Source organism: Rheinheimera sp. NSM (assembly GCF_052380015.1).
Classification (GTDB): domain Bacteria; phylum Pseudomonadota; class Gammaproteobacteria; order Enterobacterales; family Alteromonadaceae; genus Alishewanella.
Window position 1 is genome coordinate 717,049 of record NZ_JBQTCI010000001.1, and the last position, 25,390, is coordinate 742,438.

General features: G+C 52.8%; 21 protein-coding genes. 13 read left to right on the top strand and 8 right to left on the bottom strand.

Features of this window, described 5'->3' with window-relative positions; genetic code table 11:
* Positions 1-30 precede the first annotated feature (30 nt).
* From ACTZWV_RS03165 to ACTZWV_RS03175, 3 genes are read left to right on the top strand one after another with little or no spacing between them, the layout of a single operon-like run.
* Positions 31-1,515: a TrkH family potassium uptake protein gene (locus ACTZWV_RS03165; RefSeq protein WP_444785141.1), complete on the top strand. Its 1,485-nt coding sequence runs from the start codon at positions 31-33 to the stop codon at positions 1,513-1,515.
* Between the two features lie 12 nt (positions 1,516-1,527).
* Positions 1,528-2,598 carry a sensor histidine kinase gene (locus tag ACTZWV_RS03170; RefSeq protein WP_444785142.1) on the top strand — a complete coding sequence of 357 codons (1,071 nt, stop codon included), beginning with the start codon at positions 1,528-1,530 and terminating at the stop codon, positions 2,596-2,598.
* Positions 2,588-3,277, top strand: coding sequence for a response regulator transcription factor (locus tag ACTZWV_RS03175; protein ID WP_444785143.1), 690 nt, complete (start codon positions 2,588-2,590; stop codon positions 3,275-3,277). Before ACTZWV_RS03170 ends, ACTZWV_RS03175 begins: the two co-directional genes overlap by 11 nt.
* A gap of 4 nt (positions 3,278-3,281) precedes the next feature.
* Here ACTZWV_RS03175 and ACTZWV_RS03180 read toward each other — a convergent pair whose 3' ends face one another.
* On the bottom strand, positions 3,282-5,363 hold the full coding sequence (locus ACTZWV_RS03180; RefSeq protein WP_444785144.1) for a prolyl oligopeptidase family serine peptidase: 2,082 nt from the start codon (positions 5,361-5,363) through the stop codon (positions 3,282-3,284).
* 255 nt (positions 5,364-5,618) lie between these two features.
* On the opposite strand from ACTZWV_RS03180, the gene ACTZWV_RS03185 reads away from it, so the two are divergent.
* The 6 genes from ACTZWV_RS03185 to ACTZWV_RS03210 all read left to right on the top strand — a co-directional run bounded on the left by ACTZWV_RS03185 (position 5,619) and on the right by ACTZWV_RS03210 (position 11,083).
* Positions 5,619-6,176 (top strand): NAD/FAD-utilizing enzyme, encoded by a 558-nt coding sequence (locus ACTZWV_RS03185; RefSeq protein ID WP_444785145.1) that lies wholly within the window; start codon positions 5,619-5,621, stop codon positions 6,174-6,176.
* A gap of 69 nt (positions 6,177-6,245) precedes the next feature.
* Positions 6,246-7,640, top strand: coding sequence for a c-type cytochrome (locus tag ACTZWV_RS03190; protein WP_444785146.1), 1,395 nt, complete (start codon positions 6,246-6,248; stop codon positions 7,638-7,640).
* Complete coding sequence (locus ACTZWV_RS03195; protein WP_444785147.1) at positions 7,637-9,403, top strand: cytochrome c oxidase subunit I; 1,767 nt, start codon at positions 7,637-7,639, stop codon at positions 9,401-9,403. Before ACTZWV_RS03190 ends, ACTZWV_RS03195 begins: the two co-directional genes overlap by 4 nt.
* Entirely contained in the window at positions 9,400-10,065 is a 666-nt protein-coding gene (locus ACTZWV_RS03200; protein ID WP_444785148.1) for a cytochrome c oxidase subunit 3, read from the top strand. Before ACTZWV_RS03195 ends, ACTZWV_RS03200 begins: the two co-directional genes overlap by 4 nt.
* A gap of 8 nt (positions 10,066-10,073) precedes the next feature.
* The gene (locus ACTZWV_RS03205; RefSeq protein ID WP_444785149.1) at positions 10,074-10,751 is read left to right on the top strand and encodes a cytochrome c oxidase subunit 3; all 678 of its coding nucleotides are present in this window, start codon (positions 10,074-10,076) and stop codon (positions 10,749-10,751) included.
* Positions 10,752-10,759: 8 nt separating this feature from the next.
* Positions 10,760-11,083, top strand: a complete 324-nt coding sequence (locus ACTZWV_RS03210; protein WP_444785150.1) for a cytochrome C oxidase subunit IV family protein — start codon at positions 10,760-10,762, stop codon at positions 11,081-11,083.
* Between the two features lie 8 nt (positions 11,084-11,091).
* Here ACTZWV_RS03210 and ACTZWV_RS03215 read toward each other — a convergent pair whose 3' ends face one another.
* The 4 genes from ACTZWV_RS03215 to ACTZWV_RS03230 form a co-directional block, all read right to left on the bottom strand.
* Positions 11,092-11,652: a CBS domain-containing protein gene (locus tag ACTZWV_RS03215; RefSeq protein ID WP_444785151.1), complete on the bottom strand. Its 561-nt coding sequence runs from the start codon at positions 11,650-11,652 to the stop codon at positions 11,092-11,094.
* 86 nt (positions 11,653-11,738) lie between these two features.
* Positions 11,739-12,056 carry a hypothetical protein gene (locus ACTZWV_RS03220; RefSeq protein ID WP_444785152.1) on the bottom strand — a complete coding sequence of 106 codons (318 nt, stop codon included), beginning with the start codon at positions 12,054-12,056 and terminating at the stop codon, positions 11,739-11,741.
* Positions 12,057-12,314: 258 nt separating this feature from the next.
* Complete coding sequence (cydB, locus tag ACTZWV_RS03225) at positions 12,315-13,358, bottom strand: cytochrome d ubiquinol oxidase subunit II (RefSeq protein WP_444785153.1); 1,044 nt, start codon at positions 13,356-13,358, stop codon at positions 12,315-12,317.
* Complete coding sequence (locus ACTZWV_RS03230) at positions 13,358-14,764, bottom strand: cytochrome ubiquinol oxidase subunit I (RefSeq protein WP_444785154.1); 1,407 nt, start codon at positions 14,762-14,764, stop codon at positions 13,358-13,360. The genes cydB and ACTZWV_RS03230 overlap by 1 nt, the downstream gene beginning before the upstream one ends.
* Positions 14,765-15,055: 291 nt before the next feature.
* Here ACTZWV_RS03230 and ACTZWV_RS03235 point away from each other — a divergent pair, with 291 nt between their 5' ends.
* Genes ACTZWV_RS03235 through ACTZWV_RS03245 form a run of 3 tightly spaced genes read left to right on the top strand, consistent with a single transcriptional unit; the run spans position 15,056 to position 19,401 of the window.
* Positions 15,056-16,954 carry an ATP-binding protein gene (locus tag ACTZWV_RS03235; RefSeq protein WP_444785155.1) on the top strand — a complete coding sequence of 633 codons (1,899 nt, stop codon included), beginning with the start codon at positions 15,056-15,058 and terminating at the stop codon, positions 16,952-16,954.
* Positions 16,947-18,326, top strand: a complete 1,380-nt coding sequence (locus ACTZWV_RS03240; RefSeq protein ID WP_444785156.1) for a sigma-54-dependent transcriptional regulator — start codon at positions 16,947-16,949, stop codon at positions 18,324-18,326. The genes ACTZWV_RS03235 and ACTZWV_RS03240 overlap by 8 nt, the downstream gene beginning before the upstream one ends.
* A 52-nt stretch (positions 18,327-18,378) precedes the next feature.
* Positions 18,379-19,401 carry a zinc-binding alcohol dehydrogenase family protein gene (locus tag ACTZWV_RS03245; protein WP_444785157.1) on the top strand — a complete coding sequence of 341 codons (1,023 nt, stop codon included), beginning with the start codon at positions 18,379-18,381 and terminating at the stop codon, positions 19,399-19,401.
* A gap of 39 nt (positions 19,402-19,440) precedes the next feature.
* Here ACTZWV_RS03245 and ACTZWV_RS03250 read toward each other — a convergent pair whose 3' ends face one another.
* Both ACTZWV_RS03250 and ACTZWV_RS03255 read right to left on the bottom strand, forming a co-directional pair.
* Entirely contained in the window at positions 19,441-20,046 is a 606-nt protein-coding gene (locus tag ACTZWV_RS03250; RefSeq protein ID WP_444785158.1) for a YkgJ family cysteine cluster protein, read from the bottom strand.
* Between the two features lie 125 nt (positions 20,047-20,171).
* Complete coding sequence (locus tag ACTZWV_RS03255) at positions 20,172-23,024, bottom strand: EAL domain-containing protein (RefSeq protein WP_444785159.1); 2,853 nt, start codon at positions 23,022-23,024, stop codon at positions 20,172-20,174.
* Between the two features lie 210 nt (positions 23,025-23,234).
* Between ACTZWV_RS03255 and ACTZWV_RS03260 the strand changes: the two genes are divergently transcribed.
* Positions 23,235-23,540, top strand: a complete 306-nt coding sequence (locus tag ACTZWV_RS03260; protein WP_444785160.1) for a c-type cytochrome — start codon at positions 23,235-23,237, stop codon at positions 23,538-23,540.
* Here ACTZWV_RS03260 and recQ read toward each other — a convergent pair.
* A complete protein-coding gene (recQ, locus tag ACTZWV_RS03265) occupies positions 23,513-25,378 on the bottom strand; it encodes a DNA helicase RecQ (RefSeq protein WP_444785161.1) in 1,866 nt (621 codons plus the stop codon). The two genes, ACTZWV_RS03260 and recQ, sit on opposite strands and share 28 nt — an antisense overlap.
* Between the last annotated feature and the right edge of the window lie 12 nt (positions 25,379-25,390).

Sequence of the window (25,390 nt, forward strand, 5' to 3'; positions counted from 1 at the left end):
CGTTATTAATCTTTGCCGCAGTATGTCCTGATGTCTGGTTATTCTTTTGTGCTTGGCGATACGGAAGTGGAAAACAAGCATTTCTTTTACCGCGTAATAGGTTATCTGCTGATCAGCCTGAGCATGGCGCAGTTTGTCACTATGGCAGTAAGCTTTGCGCTGCAGGACCGGGCGTTCTGGAACTTTCTGCTGGCTGGCGCCATAACCCTCAGTGCCGGCGGTGTGTTGGTGCTGCGCTCCGGCAGTGTTGTGCAGCTAAAAAAACGCTATTTGTTTTTACTCACCACCTTGTGCTGGCTATCGGTATGTTTGTTCGCTGCCTTGCCGTTTTATCTTAGTGTGCCGGACCTTAGTGTTACCGATGCCTGGTTTGAAACCGTGTCGGCGATTACCACTACCGGCTCTACCGTGTTAAGTGGCCTGGATACGATGCCAAAGGCCGTGCTGTTGTGGCGGGCGATACTGCAGTGGATTGGCGGCATTGGTATTATTGTCATGGCGATAGCGATACTGCCGGCGTTGAAAATCGGCGGTATGAAGCTGTTTAAAACCGAAAGCTCGGACATTTCAGAGAAAATATTGCCGCGCAGCAGCAGTTTATCCGGCTCTATTTTAATGGTGTATTTGGGCATCAGCGTGGCGGCAGCGGTGAGCTATTATGCCGGTGGTATGTCGCTGTTTGATGCCATCACCCACGCCATGACATCGGCTGCCACTGGCGGTTTTGCCAATTACGATGCGTCCTTTGGTCATTTTAACGATAAACCCTGGTTACTCTGGTTCAGCAGTGTCTGGATGGCGCTGGCAGCGCTGCCGTTTGTGCTGTTTGTTGGCATGGCCCGCGGCGATAAATGGGCGCTGCTGCGCGACCCGCAGGTGAAGGCCTTTATCGCTGTGGTATTGGTAGCCGCCGTGCTGCTGGCCGGTTATCAGATGATACACGACGGGCGCGATTGGTTTTCGGCGCTAACCCACAGCTTGTTTAATGTAGTGTCGGTGATCACCACCTGTGGCTATGCCTCGGAGGATTACACCCTGTGGGGTAGCATGGCAGTGGTGCTGTTTTTTTATCTGACCTTCAGTGGTGGCTGCTCCGGCTCAACCTCCGGCGGGTTGAAAATTTTCCGCACCCAATTATCCGGCTATATGCTGCTGAAACAGCTGAACCTGCTCATTCACCCTAATGCGGTCTGGACGCAAAAATATGGCAATAAAAAAGTTGATGACAGCTTGCTCAGCGCAGTGTTGGCGTTTGCCTTTGTCTATTTTGCTACTATAGCGGCATTGGCGCTGGTGTTATCCATGTATAATCTGGACTTTGTGACCGCGTTAACCGGCGCGGCTACGGCGGTGGGTAATGTTGGCCCGGGGCTGGGCGGTGTCATTGGTCCGGCCGGCAACTTTGCTTCCTTACCTGATGGCGCAAAATGGTGGCTGACACTGGGTATGCTGCTGGGCCGGTTGGAGATCCTGACTATGTTATTACTGTTTACGCCAATGTACTGGCGTTATTAAGGCCGTTGAACGATGAAACTGACCCACGCCAGACATTTTGCCTTGTGGCAGCTGTTGCTGCTGGCGCTGGCAGTGCCGGTAGTTATAGCGTTGCTGTTGCTGCCGGCCAGAGCATTACTGACAACTACCGATGTCGCCATGCTGCAACTACTGTGGGTAACCTGGATAGCACAGCAGGCCGGCCAGCGCTGGGCCATTATTACTACCATCAGCAGTGTGTTGGCGCTCGACTGGTTTTTTGTCACGCCCTATTACACCCTGTATATCCATCATATCGACTATTTAATTACCTTTATAGTTATGCTGTTGCTCGGCAGTTTTATCGGCCGCTTATCCGGCCGGCTACGGATTGAGCTGGCGCGGGCAAAAAAACATATGCGTCAGCGCCAGTTACTGGCCGGTAAAACCCGCCAGGCCAGATTCAGGGCTGAGCTGGAACACAGCCGCGCTATGCTGTTACGCTCTATTTCGCATGATTTACGCACCCCGCTGGCGACCATTATGGGCGCATCCAGCATGCTGGCCGACAGTGAACTGACATTGAGCAGCGACGAAATACGCGAGCAGGCGGCTAATATCTACCGCCAGAGCAGCTTGCTGAGCGAACATTTTGACAAGGTAATGGAGCTAAGCCGGGTGCAGCAGCCACAGCACACTTTGGCCCGTGCTGAACTGGATGTCGCCGATGTGGTATCGGCCGCTATCAGTCGCCGTGCCCAGTTACTCAGCAAGCAGCCATTACAAATCCAGCTTAGTAGCAGTGCGCACTGCCAGGCCGACAGCACCCTGCTGGAAATTGCGCTGGCCAATATGCTGGAAAACGCCGTGCGCCATGGTGCTGCGCCGGTCACAGTAAGTTTTAATCAGGACAACGGCTACTACCTTTTGCGTGTCAGCAATGCTATTGCCAGCCACAACAGGGCGCAGCGCGACAGCGGCACCGGGCTTGGCACCGCCATTTGTAAAGCTGTTATGCAGTTACACGCCGGCCAGTTCAGCCTGCACAGTAGCGATAATCAAACCATGCTGGCGCAACTGCGTTGGCCGGCAACAACCGATACCGCGGAGCAAAATGTTGGCTGAAACCATACTGGTGTTAGAAGATGATCCGGCAATGCAAAGCTTTCTCAGCACCTTGCTGAAAAGCCATCAGCACAAAGTGCTGAGTTTTACTGCCGGTTTGCCGGCCTTACAATGTTTGGTGACTGAGCCGGCGGAGCTTATTTTGCTTGATTTGGGCCTGAGCGATATGGACGGTCAGGAGTGGCTGCAACAGTTACGTAGCTGGTGCGGGATCCCGGTGATCGTCATATCAGCCCGGCACAGCGAGCAGGATAAAGTGCAGGCGCTGGATAACGGCGCCAACGACTACGTAACCAAGCCGTTTAGTGCAGCCGAGCTGATGGCCCGCATTCGTGCCAATTTGCGCAAAGTCGCCAGCGCGCAGCAGGTGTTTGCCTTTGGTGAGGTACAGCTGGATCCGGTCAGCCGCACGGTGCAGCGCGGCGGTCAGCCGGTGCATCTGACCAAAACCGAATATGACATTCTGCTGTTATTGATGCGCCATGCCGACAAAGTACTGACGCATAACCAGATCCTGACCCAGGTATGGGGTAAAACCTACACTGAGCGGCCGGAATACGTGCGGGTGCATATGGCCCAGCTACGACAGAAACTGGAGGCGAACCCGGCGGCGCCGGCGTTCTTGAAAACTGAACCCGGTGTCGGCTACCGCTTAACCGTCGCCACCACCGGGCTGTAGCCGCTTAGTTTGACGGCGTGCGGTATTTCTCAAACCAGGCCAGCATATATTCTACTTTTTCAATCATCCGGCCCGGGCGGTTCGATATGCCGTGTGGTGAACCCGGAATGCGTACCATGGCCGTATCAATACGGCGCAGTTTCAGCGCCTGATAAAACTGCTCTGATTCGGAAATCGGCGTGCGGCGGTCTTGCTCACCGGTGATCAAAATAGTTGGGGTTTGCACATTGCCAACCAAACTCAGCGGCGAGCGCTGCCAGTAATGTTCAACATTTTCCCACGGTACGCCCGGGAACTGGTGAAAGGTTTGGTAAGTGTAAGAGTCGCCGGTCAGCACCTTACTTAACCAGTTAATAATCGGTTTTACTACTGCGGCTGCTTTGTAGCGGTTGGTCAGGCCTATAGCATAAGCGGTAGCAATACCGCCGGCTGAGCCGCCGCCGATAAACAGGTTGTTCTCATCGATAAAGCCCAGTGCCAACATCGCATTAACGCCGCTGTCATGGTCGGCATAGTCTTCCGGCGAGCTGTACTTATTGTGCAGTAACATGGCAAAGCGTTCGCCATAAGAAGAGCTGCCGCGATGGTTATCATAAAACACTACATAACCTTCTTTGGCATAGCGCTGCATTTCGGCGCTCCACTGCGGGCCATAGGCTAAATGCGGACCACCGTGAATTTCCAGCAACAGCGGGTATTTTTTTGCCGGGTCAAAATCCGGCGGTGTCATATACCAGCCCTGAATTTCCTCGCCGTCAAATGACGATTTGTAAGTAATTTCATGCACCTGTGCCAGCTTTTTATGGCCGAGTAAATCCTCGTTCAACGCCGTAAGTACTGTGCTTTTACCTTTTTGCACTACAGCGACATCACTTGGGCGTTGGCTGGTGCCGTGGGTATAGGCAATAACGCCATTGTTTGCTACTGAATAACTGCCGCTTAAATATGGCTGCGGTTGCGACACACCACCCAGGCTGGCGGTCAGTTCGGTTAGTTTGCCTTTAGTGGTCAGCGTGCCAAGCTTGCGCTGGCCGCGGTCATCGTACTGCACTACAAAGCTTGAGTTGCTCAGCCAGTTCGGGCTTTGAATACTGCGGTCAAAATCAGCTGCGATATCGCTGACAGTATTGTTGCTAAGCGAAAGCACTTTTAACTTGCTGTTGCTGTAGGGCACCAGCGCATTGCTTTGCCATAAAAATGCCAGCTGTTTGCCATCGGGTGAAAATACCGGCGCTGACTCATCGCCGGCCATGGTAGTTAAGGCGCTTAGTCTGCCGCTGGCTAAGTCCAGCCGGTACAGGTTACTGTCGCGTGGCTGAAACTCCCATTCCGGGTCCAAATTAGCGGAGAATACCAGCGCCTGGCTATCCGGGGTAAAGCTTAAATCACTGCCGTAGTGAAAATCACCGGTGGTGAGTTGCCGCTCTGTGCCACCAATAACCGGCAGCACAAAAATTTGCCGGAATTGCGGTTTTAAAAAGCCCTGGCCATCGGCCTGGTAACGCACGCGATCCAGTACTACCGCTGGCTCTGACCATTTGGCGCCGGCCGGCTTTTTCACCTTTTTAACCCGCTGTTTCACGTCAGCCTCGCTGGCATCGACATTCATGGTAAATGCCAACTGCTTGCCGTTTGGCGCCCAGGTCAGGTTAGACGGGCTCTGGCGTAAATTGGATAACTGGGCGGTTTTGTTTTCCGCCAGATAATGCAGGTGAATTTGCCGCGAACCGCTGCGGTCCGAGATAAACGCCAGTTGTTGGCTGTCTGCTGACCAGCGCGGCTGGCTGTAGTTAAATTTGTCGGCAAACAACGGCAGCTGACGGCCGGATTTTACGTCCAGCAGCCACAAGCTGGTGCGGGTGCTGTCGGTCATAATGTCGTTGCTGGCACGTACATAGACAATTTTGCTGCCATCGGGCGAAATTTGCACCTCGCTGGCGTATTCCAGCGCAAAAATATCTTCAGCTTCAAAATAGGCGCTGCCGGCGCTTTGGGTAAGTGCAGCGCTGCGGCTCACCGGCTCTTCAGCCTGTAGCAACGGGCTGCTAAGCAGCGCGGCCAATATAGCAGTGGTAAAAGTTCGCATAGTATTCATCCGGATAAACGCTTTATAAATATTTGTGCATCAAACTACCCCGGACCCGACATCAGAGCAAACCCAATAGCGGCAAAGAGCTGGTTTTCAGCGGCATAACGGCAGCAGGAGAAACCGAATAAAAACAAAGCCCGGGTTGAAAAATGTACAGTTTTGTTAATTGCTGCCTATACTTGAACACTGAGACCCGCGCCCAAGTTTGGCGCACACGCGACAACAGCTGGTTTCTGACCGGAGGATAGGGTGATGTTAAGACGTTATTTTATCAGTGATGACCTGGACGATTTGGCTTCAATTGAACAGGAGCTGGAAGCACAAGGTATAGCCACACCGCAAATACATGTGTTAAGTGAAAACGATGCTGAAGTAGAGTTACACCATTTGCATGAAGTTGCCCCTGTGCTGAAAAGCGATGTAGTGCATGCCACTGAAGTGGGGGCCGTTATCGGTGCTGTTGGGGCAATATTGGTTTTGGCACTGGCCTATTTTATGGGCTGGACCAACACGGCAGCCGGTTGGATCCCGTTTATTTTTCTTGCCATAGTGGTACTGGGCTTTTGTACCTGGGAAGGCGGCTTTATTGGTATTCAGCAGCCTAATGTGAACTTTAAGCGCTTTCAGGAATTACTGCATCAGGGCAAGCATGTGTTGTTTATCGACATTGAGCCTGAGCAGGAAGTAGTAATGAAAAAAGTGCTGGGTAAACATCCGCGTTTGCAAAGTGCCGGTGACGGCGAGGCAACGCCGGGCTGGGTGGTGCGCAGCCAACAGTTTTTCCGCCGCTTTGTTAAAGCCATGCCTTAGCCGGCATGGCAGTTTACTAAACTGAACTTAAGCAGTACCCGTTCACTTTCAGCTTAAGGATCACCGGGTATGGCCATAATTATTGTCCTTGTGCTACTGGTGCTTGGCTCTGTTGTCTTTCATTTTATCAGCCCCTGGTGGTTTACACCGATAGCCTCAAACTGGCAGTCGATAGACACCACCATCAACATTACTTTTTGGGTTACCGGTTTTGTCTTTGTTGCCGTTAATTTGTTTTTGGCACTTGCGGTATTTCGCTACCGCTTTAATAAAGACCGCAAAGCCGATTATCAGCCGGAAAATAAAAAGCTCGAAGCCTGGCTTACGCTGTTTACCACTGTGGGTATTGTTGCCATGTTGGCACCCGGGCTTTATGTCTGGGGCCAGTTTGTTGAGGTGCCGGCCGATGCCACCGAAGTGGAAGCGGTTGGCCAGCAATGGCACTGGAGCTTTCGTTTGCCCGGAGAGGATGGCAAGCTGGGCGAAGTTGACCCGCGGTTAATCAGCGACCTGAACCCCTTTGGTATTAACCCGGCCGACCCGGCAGGCCAGGACGATATTCTGGTGCAAAGCAACGAGCTGGTATTGCCGCTTGCTAAGCCGGTTAAGCTGCTGCTGCGCTCTAAAGACGTATTGCATAATTTTGCTGTACCGCAGTTTCGGGTAAAAATGGATCTGGTGCCAGGCATGGTGACTTACCTGTGGTTTACTCCTACCCGCGAAGGCCGTTTCGATATTATGTGCGAGGAGCTGTGCGGCGTAGCGCATTTTGCTATGCGCGGCAAAGTACGGGTAACGGCTGAGGCAGAATACCAACAATGGCTGGCGGCACAACCCACCTTTGCGCAAAGCCAAAACCGCTATGCCGGTGATGCAGACCAGGGCAGGGCAATGTATCAGGTATGCGCGGCTTGCCATGGCGCGGCAGGTGAGGGTAATAGCCAACTTAACGCCCCGGCGCTGGCCGGCCAGAGCCGCTGGTATTTAAAACGCCAGTTGCAGCATTATCAACAGGGAATTCGTGGCAGCAATGCAGCTGATCTATATGGCGCGCAAATGGTGGCGATGGCCAATATGCTGCAGGATGAGCAAACACAGGCTAATGTGCTGAGCTTTATTGACAGCCTGCCACCACCGAAAATAAAGCGCACAGATGGCGATATGCAGCGTGGCCGCGCCCTGTACCGTAATTGTGGCTATTGCCACGGCAGCCGGGCGCAGGGCATTTATGCGATGAATGCTCCGGCGTTAACGGCGCTTGATGCTGCTTATTTACGCCGGCAACTGGACTACTTTAAACAAGGCGTGCGTGGCAGCCACAGTGCAGATTTTTACGGTGCCCAAATGCAGCTGATGGCGCAGTCGCTGCATTCAGAGCAAGACTATGCCGCCATTATTGCTTACATCTCCTCTTTGTCTGATACCGCCGGCAGTGATGCTGCCACGTTAAGGAGCGCACCATGAGCCATATTGCGGTGACCGACCAGCCGGACGACTCTAAACACCCGCACAGCTTTATTACCAGGTATATCTGGAGCCAGGACCATAAGGTGATTGCCATTCAATATGGCATAACCGCCATTTTTGTCGGCCTTGTTGCCTTGCTGTTATCGGCGTTGATGCGCCTGCAACTGGGTTTTCCGGACCAGTTTTCTTTTATTGACCCTGCGGCCTATCTGCAGTTTGTTACTATGCACGGCATGATCATGGTGATTTACCTGTTAACGGCATTGCTGCTCGGCGGTTTTGGTAACTACCTGATCCCCCTGATGATAGGCGCGCGCGATATGGTGTTTCCCTATCTGAATATGCTTAGCTACTGGACTTATCTGCTGTCGGTTATTGTGCTGTTGGCGAGCTTTTTTGTGGTGGGCGGCCCCACCGGCGCCGGCTGGACACTGTACCCGCCGCAAGCCATTCTACCCGGTACACCCGGCGCCGATGGCGGCATAGTGTTAATGCTGGTGTCGCTGGCGATTTTTATCATCGCCTTTACCATGGGCGGGCTTAACTATGTTACGACCATTTTGCAGGCCCGCACCAGAGGCATGACATTAATGCGGATGCCGCTGACTATCTGGGGCATTTTTATCGCCACTATTCTGGGCTTGCTGGCGTTTCCGGCGTTGTTGGTTAGCGCCATTATGATGCTGTTGGATAAAGTAGCCGGCACCAGCTTTTTTATGCCGGCGTTGTTATCGCTGGGTGAACAACTGGATTACAGCGGCGGCAGCCCGATTTTATTTCAGCATTTGTTTTGGTTTTTCGGCCACCCTGAGGTGTATATCGTTGCCTTGCCGGCCTTTGGTATGGTGTCAGATGTGCTGGCAACCCATGCACGGAAAAACATCTTTGGTTATCGCATGATGGTGTGGGCCATAGTGGCAATTGGTGGCTTAAGTTTTGTTGTCTGGGCGCACCATATGTATGTCAGCGGGATGAACCCATACTTCGGTTTCTTCTTTGCTACCACGACACTGATTATTGCGGTGCCCACGGCGCTGAAAGTGTACAACTGGGTGCTGACGCTGTGGCGCGGCAATATACATTTAACCACCCCTATGCTGTTTGCTATCGGCTTTATTTTTACCTTTGTGCATGGCGGCTTAACCGGCTTGTTTCTGGGTAATGTGGTGGTGGACCTGCCGCTGTCCGACACCTACTTTGTCGTGGCGCACTTTCATATGGTAATGGGCGTGTCGCCGATTATGGTGTTGTTCGCTGCCATTTATCACTGGTTTCCCAAGGTAACCGGTCGCTTTTTGCACGAAGGCTGGGGAAAATTTCACTTTTGGGCCACCTTCCTTGGCACCTATGCGGTGTATCTGCCGATGCACTACCTCGGTTTTCTTGGCGTACCACGGCGTTACTTTGCTATGGGCGGCAGTGATTTTATTCCTGAGTCGGCGCAATCGCTGAATGCCGGCATTACCGTATCAGCCATTATTGTCGGCGTGGTGCAGCTGATTTTTATTGCCAACCTGATTTGGAGTTTACGTAAGGGTAAGCCGGCCGGTAGCAATCCGTGGCAGGCTACTACGCTGGAATGGCAAACTGAGCATACGCCACCGCGTCACGGCAACTGGGGTAAAACGGTGCCGGTGGTGTACCGCTGGGCCTATGATTACAGTGTACCCGGCGTAGAAGCCGACTTTATTCCGCAAAACGTGCCGAATGAGCAGTTGCAGTATACCGATGAGCAGTTATACAGGGAGTCACAGCAATGAGTGTAATGACCAAACTGCGGGAAAAACCCTGGTTGGCGCACCCAGCCGGTATGGACCCTGCGCTGCAAATCGCAACGCAGCGCTGGCCACAGCGTACGGCGTTGCTCTTTATGTTGGCGATAAGTTCGGTGCTGTTTTTCCTGTTTACCATTACTTTTTTAGGCCGCACCCAACTGCCGGATTTTCAGGCGCTGGCGGGGGAGCCGTGGCAGCCGCTGACCAAGTCCGCACAGTTGTGGTGGAATACCTTATGGCTGTTGCTCAGTAGCCTGGCGATGCAGCTGGCGTTGTGGCAATCCAAGCGGCTACGGCAAAAGGTCAGCCCCTGGCTGGTGTTGGCTACGTTGTTGTTGCTGCTGTTTTTAGCCGGGCAATGGCAGCTGTGGCAGCAATTACTGGCGCAGGGCTATGCGCTGCGTACCAACCCGGCCAACAGTTATTTTTATTTGTTTACTGCGGTGCATGGTGTGCACTTGTTGGCGGGTTTGCTGGCACTGGCTAAAGTATGGTGGCAGCGCCGTGCGCCGCTGCAGTTCAGTCGTAGTTTGCAGCTATGCACCACCTATTGGCATTTTCTGTTTGTAGTGTGGTTATTGTTGTTTGCGCTGTTAACCAGTTCTGCCGCCACCTATAACACCCTTGCCGCCTTGTGTGGCTTTTGAGGTGAACCATGACATCAGACAGCAACGACAACAGTAACACTGCCGGCGGTTGGCCGTCGGTGGTCAGTGATTGGAGCGCCGATAAAGAAGCATTCAGCATGCCGTGGGGCAAGCTGATGATGTGGATCTTCCTGCTGGGCGATACCTTTATTTTCAGTATTTTTCTGGTCGGCTATATGAATGTGCGGATGTCGACCACGGTAGCCTGGCCCAACACCAGTGAGGTGTTTGCCTTAACGGTGGCCGGCCAGCATATTCCGTTGCTGCTGATTGCCATTATGACTTTTGTACTGATCACCAGCAGCGGCACTATGGCGATGGCGGTAAATTATGCTTATCGCGGCGCCCGCAAAACCACATTTTGGTTAATGGTAGTTACCGCCATATTAGGTGCATTGTTTGTCGCGATGCAGGCGTTTGAATGGAGCAAGCTCATTGCCGACGGTGTAAGGCCGTGGGGCAATCCGATGGGCGCCGCCCAATTTGGCGCGGCGTTTTTTATGATCACCGGTTTTCACGGCCTGCATGTCAGTGCCGGGGTGATCTACCTGTTGATTATTGCCAACCGCGTACGCAAAGGCCACTACGAGCAAAAAGGTTATGACATCGTCGAAATTACCGGCTTGTACTGGCACTTTGTCGACCTGGTATGGGTGTTTATTTTCGCCTTTTTCTATTTATGGTGAGGTGAGTTATGTCACAGAGCGTAAATCAGCAGCATCCAATCAGCTTGTATCTGAAAATATGGGGCTGGTTGTTTGTGCTAAGTGCTTTTTCGTACATGGTGGATTATCTGCAACTGCAGGGCGGTTTGCGCTGGGGCTTAATTTTGCTGTTTATGACGCTGAAAGCCGCGTTGATCCTGAGTATTTTTATGCATGTGGCCTGGGAGCGGCTGGCGTTAAAGTTGGTGCTGTTTATGCCGCCGCTGGCAATATTGGTGCTAATCGCTTTAATGGCGCTGGAGGCTCACTATACCTTTTTATCCCGGCTGCTGTTTTTCAGCCAGCCGGGATAGTGCGGGCTTCAGGCAGTCAGGCTGTCGAAAATATGCAAAAAGGTGGGCGTTTGCTGAATATGCAACTGCACCTTTAAGCGGCGCGCTATGTCCTGGGCGCTGATCACGCCGCGGATCTGGTGCGATTCGCGGTCAATTACCACACAGTGCTGCTCGCCACTGGATTGCAAGGTATTGACCACGTCGGCAATGCTGCAGTGTTGCAGTTGCTGATACGCCAGCGCTTTAATGCGCTCGCGCGGGCGCATTAAATCCGCCACTTTAATGTCATCGCGGCTGTCGCCAAAGGCAACGCGACGCATAATGGCCTGGTCTGACAATTGCTCCAGATGAATTAAACCGGCCAGTTCGCCGTCATGATCCACCACCAGTTTAAGCTTGGCTTGCTCCTGCTGCATCATCTCCAGCGCATCGCGGGCTGAGCTGGTGCTGCTGATCATATTCGGTTGGCTGTGTTTAAAGTCGGTGACTACGCTTAGTGCCGGTGAGCTTAAGGTGGTGCCGTCAAAATCGTCCGGCTGTACTAAATGATCAATGGCTTCAACAGCATATAAGGCTAATGTTTTCATGGTGTTTCCTCAGATACCGGTACGCAGAGGCCATACCGGCTAACAATAAATAATGAGTGTGAACAGCACAGGCTGCCCGGCAAAACTTAGAGTGAGGAGACCAGCGGTGGTGCGCGGGCCTGCAGCGATAGCAGGACATAGCGCCATACTGAGGTGCGGCCGCCACTATAGCCATTCAGGTACAGCGGCAGGCTATGCTTCAGCGCAATGGTGGGCAGTGCAGGATGTTGTTCTTCACCGGCGTCTTGTTCAGTATTGAACGTCGCCTGGTGCAGTAACGGGCTGATGGCTTGTAGTTGGGTTTCTGCCATTGGCGATAAGCGTTTATCGTGCACCGCAAAGGCTTGCGGCATACACAATAAGCTTAAATACAACACTATGGCAAAACTACTGAGCCAGCGCATACACCCTCGTTACCCTATGACATCACGGCGCATCAGATGCCGTGTTAAATGATAATGAGCGCTTGTATTGCACCCCGCAAGGGGGCTGCTGCAAAAATAGCCGCTAAATGCGATTAACGGCAGGTTTTGGCCGATACGCGGCCGGTTATATACCTGCCAGCAGTGATTTAAGCAACAAGGCCACCAGCGTCAGGCTGCACAGGCCGGCCAGATACAACAGTACAAACCATACGGCTTTGGGTAAGGGGCGCTTTAGCATCAATAGCCCTCCTCGAAGTCTTCTACCTTACCGCGAAAGATATGATAGCCCCACAGCGTGTAGGCAAGGATCAACGGCACGAAAATCAGCACTCCCGGTAGCATAAAACTCAGGCTGGCATCCGGCGCTGCGGCAGCATAAAAGCTCAGTTGGCGTGGCAGCAGGTAAGGGAACAAACCGACAACCAGGCCGGCAAAGGCCAGCAGAAACAAACTGGCCGCCAGCCAGAACGGCCGGCTTTCATGGCGGCGGTTAATATCGCTGTCGGCGGCAAACTGGCGCTGTACGCGGCCTAAATCACGGAATAATAAGCGTGCTGCTAACAAGGCCAACAGCGGCAGTAGCATCAGTGCCAGGGTATGAGTACCGCCAAACCAACGCTGACGAATATCCGGTTGCAGCCACAGTGTCCACAGGCTGACTAATAACATCGACAACATGACAAACAACAGCAAGCGCTGGCCGTAGCGGGCCGCCTTTTGCTGAATGTCGCCGCGGCTTTTCATTGTCAGATAGGTGCAGGCCAGCAAAGCATAGCCGGCCATCACCGCAAGTCCGGTAAACAGGCTAAACGGCGTTAGCCACTGTAAGCTGGACAAGGCTATAGTGTCGCTGTCTACGCCTTGCACCAGTACGCCCAGCATTAAACCCTGGCAAAACGCCGCCAGGCTGGAGCCGATAGCAAAGGCCCGGTTCCACCACTGACGTGAGGTGTTAGATTTAAAGCGGTATTCAAAGGCGACACCGCGGAAAATCAAGCCAATTAACATCAGCATTATCGGCAGGTACAGCAAAGAGGCGATAGATGCATAGGCCGGCGGGAAGGCGCCAAACAAAATAACGCCGCCAAACACCAGCCAGGTTTCGTTGCCATCCCACACATGGGAGATTGAGCGCATCAGGTGATCATGCTCGGCATCGCTGTTAAACCACGGATACAAAATGCCGATGCCCAAATCAAAACCATCCAACAGCACATACATTAAAATGGCAAAACCGAGCAGCAAAAAGTAAAACAGTGGTAAACCCAATTGCAGTTCCATTAGTTATACCCCTGTGCCGCTTTAATTTGTTTCGCCAGGGCCGCGGCATAGCCGGCAGCTTTAACGCCAATCAGTTGTTGTTGCAGTTGCTCCGGCGAGGGCGGGCCCTTGCGGATCAGTTTGCGCATAAAGTACAGATAAACGCCAAACAGCAGGCTGTAAGTCAGCACAAACAGCGTTAAGGAAAACAGCACCCGCTCGGCCGGCAGTGGCGACACTACCTCTATAGTACGCACCAGGCCCTGCACCAGCCATGGCTGGCGGCCTACTTCTACCACATACCAGCCGGCCAACACGGCAATAATGCCACCAGGCGCCAGATAACTGCAGGCAGTTAAAAACCAGCGGCTTTGATACAAAGTGCCGCGCCAGCGCAGGTAAGCGCCGGTGACAGCCACCAGTATCATTAGCATGCCAATGCCAACCATGATGCGGAAGGAGAAAAACACCACGGCAACATTGGGCCGCTCGTCTGCCGGCACGGCTTTTAAGCCCATCAGCTCGCCATCCGGGTCATGGGTTAAAATCAGGCTGGCCAGTTTGGGAATAGCAATTTCAAAATGGTTTTTCTCTGCCGCTCTATCCGGAATAGCAAATAGCAGCAGCGGGGCGCCGGCTTCACGCTCCGGCCAAATGCCTTCCATCGCGGCCAGTTTCACCGGCTGATGTTCTTTAACATTCAGGCCGTGCAAATCGCCGACGTAGGCTTGTAGCGGCGTTAAAATCAGTGCCAGCCATAAGGTCATCGACAAGCCTTTACGCGCCATGGCTTTGTGCTCTGTATGCAACAGTTGCCAGGCACTGGTGGCCAGCACGACAAAGGTGCCGGTAATAAAGGCGGCCAATAGCATATGGCTGAAGCGGTAGGGCATGGAGGGGTTAAAGATGACTTCCCACCAGCTTTTAACATGAAATACGCCGTCGACAATGGCATAGCCTGCCGGGGTATGCATCCAGGAGTTAGCGGCAATAATCCAGAATGCGGAAATCCAGGTGCCTACCGCCACCACCACAGTGGCAAAGAAATGCAGCCGGGGCCCAACCCGTTGCCAACCAAACAACATAATGCCGAGAAAACCGGCTTCGAGGAAAAACGCCGTCAGCACTTCATACGCCATCAAGGGCCCCAGTACGGCACCGGTAATGCGGGAAAATTCAGAGAAGTTGGTGCCGAATTCATACGATAGCACTATGCCCGACACCACCCCCATACCAAAGGTAATGGCAAACGGTTTGATCCAAAACTTGGCCAGTTGCAGATAAACCGGATTGCGGGTTTTTAACCATAAGCCTTCCCAAATGGCAATTAAGGTCGCCAGGCCAATGGTGACAGACGGAAAAATAATATGAAAGCTAACAGTAAAAGCAAACTGCAGGCGTGATAACAGCGCGGCATCCAATTCCATATCAGCGTCTCCGTTGTTGTAAATAACACCAGGCGGCGGGAGCCAGGGCGGTGGCGACCATCAGGCTCAGGGCCAGGATTTCCGTTAATAACAGGCTACTGTTCATAAAGTTCTCTTTTACTGCTGTTGAAAAGCTGACTTAGCTATCTGCAGTACGCTATAGCAAGATACTGACCAGCTTTGCGGTGTCAGCTTATGTTATTGATTTTAAATTGGTTTAATTTTTTACTTGAGCCGATTGTAAACAAGGTTTACGATTGCATTTCACTTTAGCTGTTAACAGGGTTTACAGTGGATCTGTCGTTACTGTTTGAAATCAGTATGTTGCTAACCAGTGCTTGTGCCGTATTGCTGGCCGGTTGGTTGCTGTGGCAGGGCCAGCGCCAACGTGCTATGCCGGCACTGGCCGGTTTTGCTGCCATGATGGCACTGTGGTGTGCCGGCCATATAGCCATCTTGCAGCAGTGGCCACAGTTGGGCATGGCGCTGATATTGGCTAATCCGCTGATGCCGATGTTTTTTTTACACTTTGCTGTGCAGTTTGTTGCTGACGGTAACAAACCGGTACCGGCGTTACTGCAACAGGGCAAATTTTTTCCCGTGCTGTATGGCTTAACCGGTATCATTATTGGGCTGAGCTGGGCTGCCGGCGGCGCTAAGGTGATCAGCAGCAGCGGTTTTACGGCATTTTTTGTGTTTCAGGGCATAGGCTGGCTGAACCTGTTGTACACAGTAGCGCTGGGGGTGGCGGCACATATTGTGCTGTGGCTGGGTTGGCGCGTACACAGCGGCAATAAGCGCCGCTCTATAGTGGCGATGTTTCTGGCCGGAGGCTGGGGCTTATTGCTCGCTACCAGCTTTGTGTTTCCGTCGCTGGGGCTGAACTGGTATCCGTACCCGATGCTGCTGTTGCCCAGCTATCTGCTGCTGTTGGTGTACGGCGTGGTGCGTTATCAGGTGTTGGCCATTAATGCCTTTGCCAATAAAGCCCTGCTATGGCTGGGCATGCTGCTGCTGGTGTTGGCGTTAATGGCACTGGTCAGTGCTTTGCTCGGGCAACTGGGTATGCAGGCGTTGTCTGCAGTGCCGGCCAGCCAGCTGTGGTTATATTCGGCGCTGTTGCTGCTGTTGTCTGCGGCCTGTTATCAACCTTTGTCATTGTTAGCCAGGCGGTTGATTTACCCGGGGGGCCAATTAAATGAGAGCCTGCTGGCGCACTGGCGGGCGCAATTGCAACAAGCACAGAGCTGGCCGGAGTTGGCGACGCAGGCTGCTGCGTTGCTGTCCGGCCGCTTGCGCCGCCAGGTCAGTGTGCAGCTGCCGGCCGCCGGTGACAGCCGTGCCGGTTTACTTATTTTGTGCCAACGTGATGACAGCGGTTGGCACTATCAGCTGCGCGGCTGGGATGATGTTACGCCCGGCTATCGCTTACAGGGCGAAGTGTTCGCCGCTTTGCTGCTGAGCAATTGCCGCATTCTGGAGCAGTCGTTAAAACTGGCCGATGCCGAGCGCAAACGGCTGGACCAACAACATCTGGTTGAGCTTGGCGCCTTATCTGCTGCGATGGCGCATGAACTGCGTAATCCGCTGAATATTATTGCCATGGCCGCGGCCACCACCCCGGCAGAGACACGTGCTCATATTCAGCAACAGTTAAAACGTGCCGACCGCTTAATTGCAGACCTGCTCAGTTATTCCGGCCGGCTGCAATTGCAGTGCAGCTGGCAGCCGTTAAAGCCGCTGCTGCAGGCGGTAATCAGCCAACAGGACTGGCAGGGCGTGCAATGCCAACTGCAGGTGGCAGATGAGCTGATGCTGTACGCCGACAGTTATCGCGTGCAACAGGTATTGATAAACCTGACCGACAATGCGCTGGCATTTTGCCGTAACCAGGTGCAAGCGCAGATCTGTATCGAAACACGTCACGATAACGGCGACATTTTGCTCTATGTGCATAACAACGGCCCGGCAATTATGCCGCAGCAGCATGACAGCTTGTTTCAACCTTTTGTCAGTAAGCGTGCCGGTGGCAGTGGTCTTGGCCTGGCCATAGTGCGGCGCATTATGCAGGCGCATGGCGGCGAGGTAAGGCACAGAACCGATCTGGGCTGGCCGGTAAGTTTTGAACTGCAATTTAAGCAACACCTTGCACAACCGCATAAGCAACCACAGGATAACGCAGATGGCTGATGGCAAAATTTTACTGGTCGACGATGAACCGGCGTTTCGTCAGTTGGCGCAAAGCTGGTTAAGCCAAACTGGCTATCAGGTAGAAACCGCAGCCGATCTCAGTGCTGCCCGCGCTCAGCTGAGCCGGTTTGACGCCGATTTAATTCTGCTGGACTTGTCCTTGCCACCGCAATTTGATCCGCAACATACGCTGCAGGCATTAGCTGAGTTTAACAGCCGGCCGGTGATTATTCTTACCGGCCACGCCGAGCGCCAGTTAGCGCTGGATGCCATAGCACTGGGGGCCTGGGATTTTATTGCCAAACCGGTTGACCCGGATTTACTGGCGGTGGTGATCAAGCGCGCGCTGAATAAGCATCAGTTAGATACCGAGTTACAGCAACTGAAGCAGCAAAAACAAACCGATGCCGGCCTGCAGCGCTTAATCGGCGTGTCGCCGGCTATGGTTGCTATGCGCACTTTGATCCAGCGTATTGCCCCTACCGACGTGCGGGTGCTGGTTACCGGGCCGTCCGGTACCGGTAAAGAGGTAGTATCGCGTGCATTGCACGAACTTAGCCGGCGCGCGGCACAGCCCTTTGTATCGGTGCATTGCGGTGCTATACCGGCTGAGCTGTTAGAAAGTGAGTTATTCGGTTACGTAAAAGGCGCTTTTACCGGCGCCGATAAAGACCGGCCGGGCTTGCTGAAACTGGCTGACAACGGCACCTTATTTTTGGATGAAATTGGTGAAATGCCGCTGCCAATGCAGGTAAAACTGTTGCGGGTACTGCAAGAAGGCACCTATTTTCCGGTAGGCGGGCGCGAGCAACATAAAATTGATGTACGGCTGATTTCTGCCACCAATGCCAATTTACCGCAGTTGGTACAAAAAGGCTTGTTTCGCGAAGATTTATACTACCGGATCAAGGGCATTACGCTGGAAACGGTAGCACTGGCAGAACGGCGCCAGGACATACCGCTGTTACTGCAGTTTTTCCTTGAGCAACTGCAGCGGCAACACCGGCAACTGCTTAAACTGGACAGTACAGCGCTGAGTTGGTTTTTACAGCGTGACTGGCCGGGCAATATCCGTGAGCTGAAAAATACGCTGGAGAGCGTAGCTGCCGTGGCGCAGGGCGGGGTGATTAGTATGGCCGATATCAGCTTACTGCACCCCGAAGCAGTTACTACGGCCTCAGCTGTCACAGAGATTGCTGCAGACTTATTACTGCTCGATCCTGCAGTACAGCAACTGGAAATTCAGCTGATAACCCGGGCCTTACAGCAAAGTGGCGGCAACAAAACCCGCGCGGCACTGTTATTAGGTTTATCCAGGCAAGGCTTGCTGAAAAAACTGCAGCGCTATAAGCTGACATATCATGAGATGTAATTAAAGCGCAGTAGTATCAAGCGACTTAATGCAAAACTATAAGGGTAAAGCAATGAAAGCAGTAGGCTATCAAACCTCGTTACCGGCCACAGATCCACAGGCATTACTGGATATAACATTGCCGGATCCGGTGGCTACAGGGCGCGATATTCTGGTGCGGGTACAGGCTGTATCAGTTAACCCGGTAGACACCAAAGTACGCCAGCGCGCGCAGCCTGACTCTGGGCAATATAAGGTGTTGGGTTGGGACGCCGCCGGTGAAGTGGTCGCCGTGGGCGAAGAGGTCACGCTGTTTAAGGCCGGTGATAAAGTATTTTATGCCGGCTCGCTAACCAGGCCCGGCAGTAACAGCGAGTTGCAACTGGTAGACGAGCGTATTGTAGCGTTGATGCCGGACAATCTTAGTTACGCTGAAGCAGCGGCGCTGCCGTTAACTGCTATTACCGCCTGGGAGCTGCTGTTTGACCGGCTGGAAATACAACAAGCCAGTTTAAAGCATCCGCGCCCGGTGTTACTGGTCACCGGCGCTGCCGGTGGCGTGGGCTCGGTGCTGCTACAGTTGGCCCGCAAGCTGACTACGGTTACGGTAATAGCTACGGCGTCCAGGCCGGAAACGCGGCAATGGGTTACGGAGTTAGGAGCGCATTATGTGCTGGACCACAGCCAGCCATTGTTACCACAGCTCAAAGCGCTGGATTTAAGCTGTGTCAGCCATGTCGCCAGCCTGACACACACTGAGCAGCATTATGCCGAGCTGGTACAAATGCTGGCGCCACAGGGCAAATTGGCACTGATTGACGACCCGGCCGGTGGCATTGATATTATGCCGCTGAAACAAAAGAGCATTTCGCTGCATTGGGAGTTTATGTTTACCCGCGCTATGTTCGGCACGCCGGATATGAATGCGCAGCATCAGCTATTGACTGATTTGGCGCGGCTTATTCAGCAAGGCCAGATCAAAACCACGCTAAAACACAGCGCCGGCAGCATTAACGCTGCCAACTTACGCAGCGCACATCAGCTGTTGGAAAGCGGTACTGCTATTGGCAAGGTAGTATTAGAAGGCTGGAATTAATAAGCTGTCGGGCAGCCCGTTGCGGCTGCCCGGCAGTTATCAGGCAATTTGTTGATCGTCGTTCATGCCGGAATACCAGGCTTTAAACAACACTTTCTCCAGCGCCTGCTGCAGCGCTTCGTTAATGGGTAAGTGTTGCTTACCCAATTCATAATCCAGCTCGTTTATCTGCTCTTTGGCCATAATCATCATCGGCGGCGGATCAGATTGCAGCGCTATCAGCGTATCCTGATACGCCAGCGCGCGGTCGGTTTTAATCACCTTACATACCGACAATGAGGTCTGGCCTTGTTTATCACGATAGCCGGCGGCACCGAACAAGCGGCAAATGCCCGGGCGCTGCTGGTACACACTGCATTGGCCCTGTTTGCCGTCAAATGACAGCTTTTGGTAAAAAAAACAGCCCTGAGGCTCTGTTAACTCTTCGAGTTGTGTCAGTGTTTGTTCCGCTTTACCTTGATCAAACAAGTGTAATGCCAGCGGCAACATTTCCAGCACCGTCGCTTCTATCGTCGGTTGCAAACAGCATTCACCGCAGCCGCTGCGGCAATTTAAGCCACGTTGTTGCTGATAAGCTGAAAACGTTGTCGCTATTTCGCCATACACAGCCTCAACACGACGCGATAATTCACGCAGCCGTTGCATTAAAGACTCCGAACGAAATAAGTATAAATTTGGGTTTGCCTGTTAAGGAGCGACGAGATGTCGCACCGGCATTGTACTGAGTTGGTTATTCTGTCAGCAATAGGGGAATGGAAATATATTTCACTTCAGGTTAGCAGCGTGTTGAGCGGCATCGGCCTGGCGATAGCATAACCCTGGGCATAATCAATACCCATGATTTCCAGCGCAGCCAGTGTTTCTGCGCTTTCCACGCATACGGCTATGGTAAGCATCCCCATAGCACCGGCGACGTCGTGGATTGATTTTACGATGGCTTTATCGTAATGATCGTCAAGTACATCACGCACAAAGTGGCCGTCTATTTTAACGAAGTCGGCCGGGAAGTGCTTCAGGTAGCTGTAAGAGGAGAAACCGCTGCCAAAATCGTCCAACGCAATACGACAGCCCAAAGCGCGAAAATGCTCAATAAAGGCCAGGGTGTTTTGCAGATTAACCAGAGCCGCGCTTTCAGTGATCTCAAAGCAAATTTGCTGATACGGAATTTGAAAGCCGCTGAACAATTGCTGCACGTCATCTTTAAATGCCGGATCCAGCAAGGAGCTGCCGGACACATTAATGCTGCACAATGTCAGTTGTTGCAGGTGTTCCGGATGTTGCTTTAACCAGCGGAAATAATGCCGGATCACCCAGCGATCGATTTGTGGCATCAGGCCGTAACGCTCGGCTGAACTTAAGAAGCCGGCCGGAGCAATCAGGTGATTATCATCGCCCTGCAAACGCAGCAACAATTCATAGTGTAAGCCGGTGCCGGTTTTGTTTAAAGCCCGCACAGATTGCTGGTACAGCACAAATTTGTCGTCTTTTATTGCCTGGCGTAGCTGTGCTACCCACTGTACCTCAGCCTGGTGTTGTTGACTGTCTTTGTCACCCTCATCAAATAACTGAATACGGTTGCGGCCTTTATTTTTTGCAATGCCGCAAGCTGCATCGGCTTTTTTTAACACAGTGTCGGCCAGGCTATCGTCTGCGGCTATGTCAGCAATACCAATACTGACACTGACGGGGTAAACATTGTCTTGCCAAATAAAGCGGAACTCACGCATCGCATCGAGGATGCGATAACCCATAGCGAAGGCTTCATTGGCATTTTTGCCAGGCAGCAGAATACCAAATTCATCACTGTCTAACCTGGCCAGCGGCCCGGCCTGGCCGGCAATGCGGTTAAACAGCTCACTGACTTGCTTAAGCAGCGCATCACCGGCGCTGTGGCTGCAACTGTTATTAATCACTTTAAACTGGTCTATGTCGATATACAGCACGGCGCCTTTGCTGCGGCCCGGCGTATCGCACAGCGCTTGTAACTGCTGTTCAAAGTAAAAGCGGTTGTACAAAGCGGTTAAGCTGTCGTGGTTAGCCAGGTAGGCCAGCTGCTCATTGGCCTGTTTCTGCCCGGTAATATCAATCACCGAGCCATGCACAAATGCCTCTTTGCCGTTATCTGAATGGGCAAGCCGCACCGACATCAGCGCCCAAAACGGGCTGTTATCAGCGCGCAAGCCGCGAATTTCGAAGCTGTTCTTGCTGCCCAGCTCAAGTTGGCGCAGCATATGTAACCGCTCGCCCGGGTCTGCATAAAAACGGGCCATACCGGTGCCGCTGATGGCTTGCTCTAAGGCATTGCGATCCGGATAACCGAGAATATCCAACAAGGCCTGGTTAACATTGATTAGACGACCGTCTGCGGTAGTGGTAAACATGCCTTCTACGGCGTTGTGGAAAATATCATGATACTGCTGCATCGATGCGCTGTGCTGTAGTGCAGGCTCGTTAGGCAGGCGGATATTCTGCAGATTAAAACTGGTTAATGCCAGGCACAACAACACTAACGAAAACAGGATGTATAGCCAGTTAACATCAGCCCGTAAATACCCGGCCTGGTGCAATGTCAGCAGCAAAGCACTGCACAGTGTCAGCACACAAGCCCAGACAAAAGTGCGGGCGCGGGCATCTCCGGCCAGGCTGAAACTCAACGCCAACAAAAAATTACTGATTAATACCCAGCACAGCGCTAAGAACAGCAGATACAGTCGCAACTGGCCGTCGGCAAACAGCGGGCTGAATAACAGTAATAAGGCCGCAAAACTGCTGATATGGCTGCAACGGCGCCACCAGTGGCTGGCATAACTTTGCAGTGCATGGCTGGTAAACAGGTTCAAACACAGCAGGGCAGCACCCACAGCAATGTATAAAATGGCTTGGTTAACTTCCGGATATTCCGGCCACAGCACAGCGAAGGCCATGCCGTTCAAAATGGCGACCACCAACGCAAAGCTGATAAAGAAGCCGGTGTAATACAGGTAGTGCCTGGCTTTACTGTGGATAAACAGCACCAGATTATACAATGCCAGTAATACTAAAATACCCTGCAATAAGCCATCCAGCATAGCGTTTTGCTGCATGGTGGCAACGAAGTTGTCGTGGCGCCATAACCGGATGTCGCCGGGTATCACGGCCGCATCTTGTATCTTGATATAAATATCCGTTTCTTCGTCCGGCAGCAGGGTCAGGCTTGCGGCAAAACTGCGGTAGGGCAAGGCACGCTCGCTATACGGATAACTGTTGCCGGAGCGGGTAAGCAGCTTAATATCTTTGCTTTGCCGCTGCAGTTGGTACATTTCTATCTTATCTGCCAGCGGAAAGTCATATTCGAGAATGCTGTGCAACGGTCTGTTGCCGGTGTTATGCAACCTGGCAAACAGCCACACCGCCTGGTCTTCTTCAAACAGCAAACTTTGCTGCCGGGTTATCAGGCTAAAGCTGTGATGATGTACCGGATCGGCCAGTAAATCGTCCAGCGTCATGTTAGCCGGTGTGACTAAAAAGTATAGCTGGCGCAGGCTTTGTTGCCCGGCCAAAGGGCTTTGCAGGGGGTTAACTTCAGCGTGAAAGGCGTGAGCAGCGCCGGTGAGTAAGCCAAGCAGCAGTATCACAATATGCATGGTGCTTCTCACGGTTACAGCGCTCCCTATGGCGGTCTACATTGTTAATGTTTTAGCGGCGAACATTAACATAGAGCGGCTTATGGTGTCAGCAGAAAATCAAATTTTGCATGGCTTTGCCCGAGATCAAGCTTGTAGCCGTTTATATGGCTTGAGCATTCAGCAACTTAGGTTATAACTAAACGGTACTATAACGATAACGGAGATTCTATGAGACAGTGGATAGCGGGCGCCGCCCTGATGTTAACAGCTGTTGCCGCTCAAGCGGCAGATCCGCAACTGGGTAAAGCCAAGGCCGCAGTATGCGCGGCTTGCCATGGCGCCAATGGTATTTCGATCATTCCGGATTACCCTAATCTGGCCGGGCAGAAAGTAAAATACCTGGAAAGCTCGATCAAAGCTTATCGTGACGGTGAACGGAAAAACCCGATTATGTCGCCGATGGCCAGCGGTTTATCTGACGCAGACATTGCCAATTTGGCCGCATTTTACGCCGGGCTGCCGGCCGGCGGCTGAGCTTCATCACTCAGGTAATCACTGATGGCGTCGATAAAGTCGGCGCCGTAACGGCTGAGTTTGGTTTGGCCCACACCGGAAATCGCCAGCAAGCTGCGGTTATCGGTAGGCAGTTGCTGGCACATTTCTATCAGGCTGGCGTCGCTGAATACCACAAAAGGTGCTACATCATCACGGGCAGCGATATGCTTACGCAGGGCTTTTAACTTAGCAAATAAGGTGCGGTCGTATTGCTGCTTACTTAAGCGTTGCGGCTCGCGTTTTACGCTCTGCAACCTGGGCACAGCTAACGACAACGCCGTCTCGCCGCGTAATACCGGCCGTGCTGCCGGTTGCAGCTTTAACACCGAGTGGGCGGTAATGTCTTGTTGCAACAGACCAAAATGAATTAACTGGCGCAGTATGCTTAGCCAGTAGTCGTGGCTTAAGTCTTTGCCCAAGCCCCAGGTTGACAATTTATCGTGCTGTAATTCAACAATTTTTTGATTCTGGCCACCGCGTAGTACATCAATAACATGGTGCATACCAAAGCTTTGGCCAACACGGTACACACAGGACAACGCCTTTTGCGCCAGCTCGGTACCGTCAAACTGTTGCGGTGGTTGCAGGCAAATATCGCAGTTGCCGCAGCTTTGTTGCCTGGCTTCACCAAAATAGTTCAGCAGCACCTGACGCCGGCAAATTTGCGCTTCGGCAAAGGCTGCCATGGCTAAAAAACGCTGCCAGGCCACTTCAGCGCGTTGCGGGTTTTCTTCGGCTTCCAGCCAGCGTTTCATCCGCGCAATATCGGCCGGGTCAAACAGCAAGATGGCTTCCGCGGCTACGCCGTCGCGGCCGGCACGGCCGGTTTCCTGATAATAGGCTTCGATGGTGCGCGGCAGTTCAAAGTGCACCACATAGCGGATATTCGATTTGTTAACGCCCATACCAAAGGCAACAGTGGCGACAATCAGCTGATAATCGTCGCGCTTAAAGGCGTCCTGTACGGCATTGCGCTGCTCACTGCTTAGTCCGGCGTGATAGGCGGCCGCATTAAAGCCGCGCTGTTTCAGCTGTTCGGTTAACTCATCCACTTTGCGCCGCGAGCTGCAATACACGATGCCGCTGGCGCCGTCCTGCTGCTGTAAATAGGCGGTTAGTTGTTCTACCGGGCGGAATTTTTCCTGCACGGTGTAGCGGATATTGGGCCGGTCAAAGCTGCCAAGGTGAATATACGGCTGCTGCAGTGTCAGTTGCCGGGTTATATCCTGCCGCGTGGCGCCATCGGCAGTGGCCGTCAGTGCCATCAGCGGCACTCCGGCAAAACGCTGCTTCAGCAGCGCCAGGGCCATATAGTCGGGGCGAAAATCATGGCCCCACTGTGAAATACAGTGCGCTTCGTCAATGGCAAATAAGCTGACGCCGACCTCTTGTAACCGATCAAGAAAGTTAGGCTGTAACAAGCGCTCTGGCGCGACATACAGCAGTTTCAGCTCACCGCGGCGCAACCTGGCAAACACCTGCAGCACTTCTTCGCGGCTTAAGCTGCTGTTAACAAATTCGGCGGCAATACCGTTGGCTTTAAGCGCGTCGACCTGATCTTTCATCAGCGACATCAGCGGCGATACCACTATGGTAACCTGCGGCAACAGCAAAGCGGGTAGTTGATAGCACAGCGATTTACCGCCACCGGTGGGCATCAGCACAAAGCTGTCGCGTTGCTGCAGCGCCGCCTGAATCACTTCAGCCTGGCCGTCGCGAAACTCACTGTAACCGAAGGCTTGTTTTAACAGAGGTAGTAAATCTTGTATCACGGTTTTATCACGTTGTGTGGTCAGCTGGCCCGAAACAGCCGCCATTCTAATCAGAAA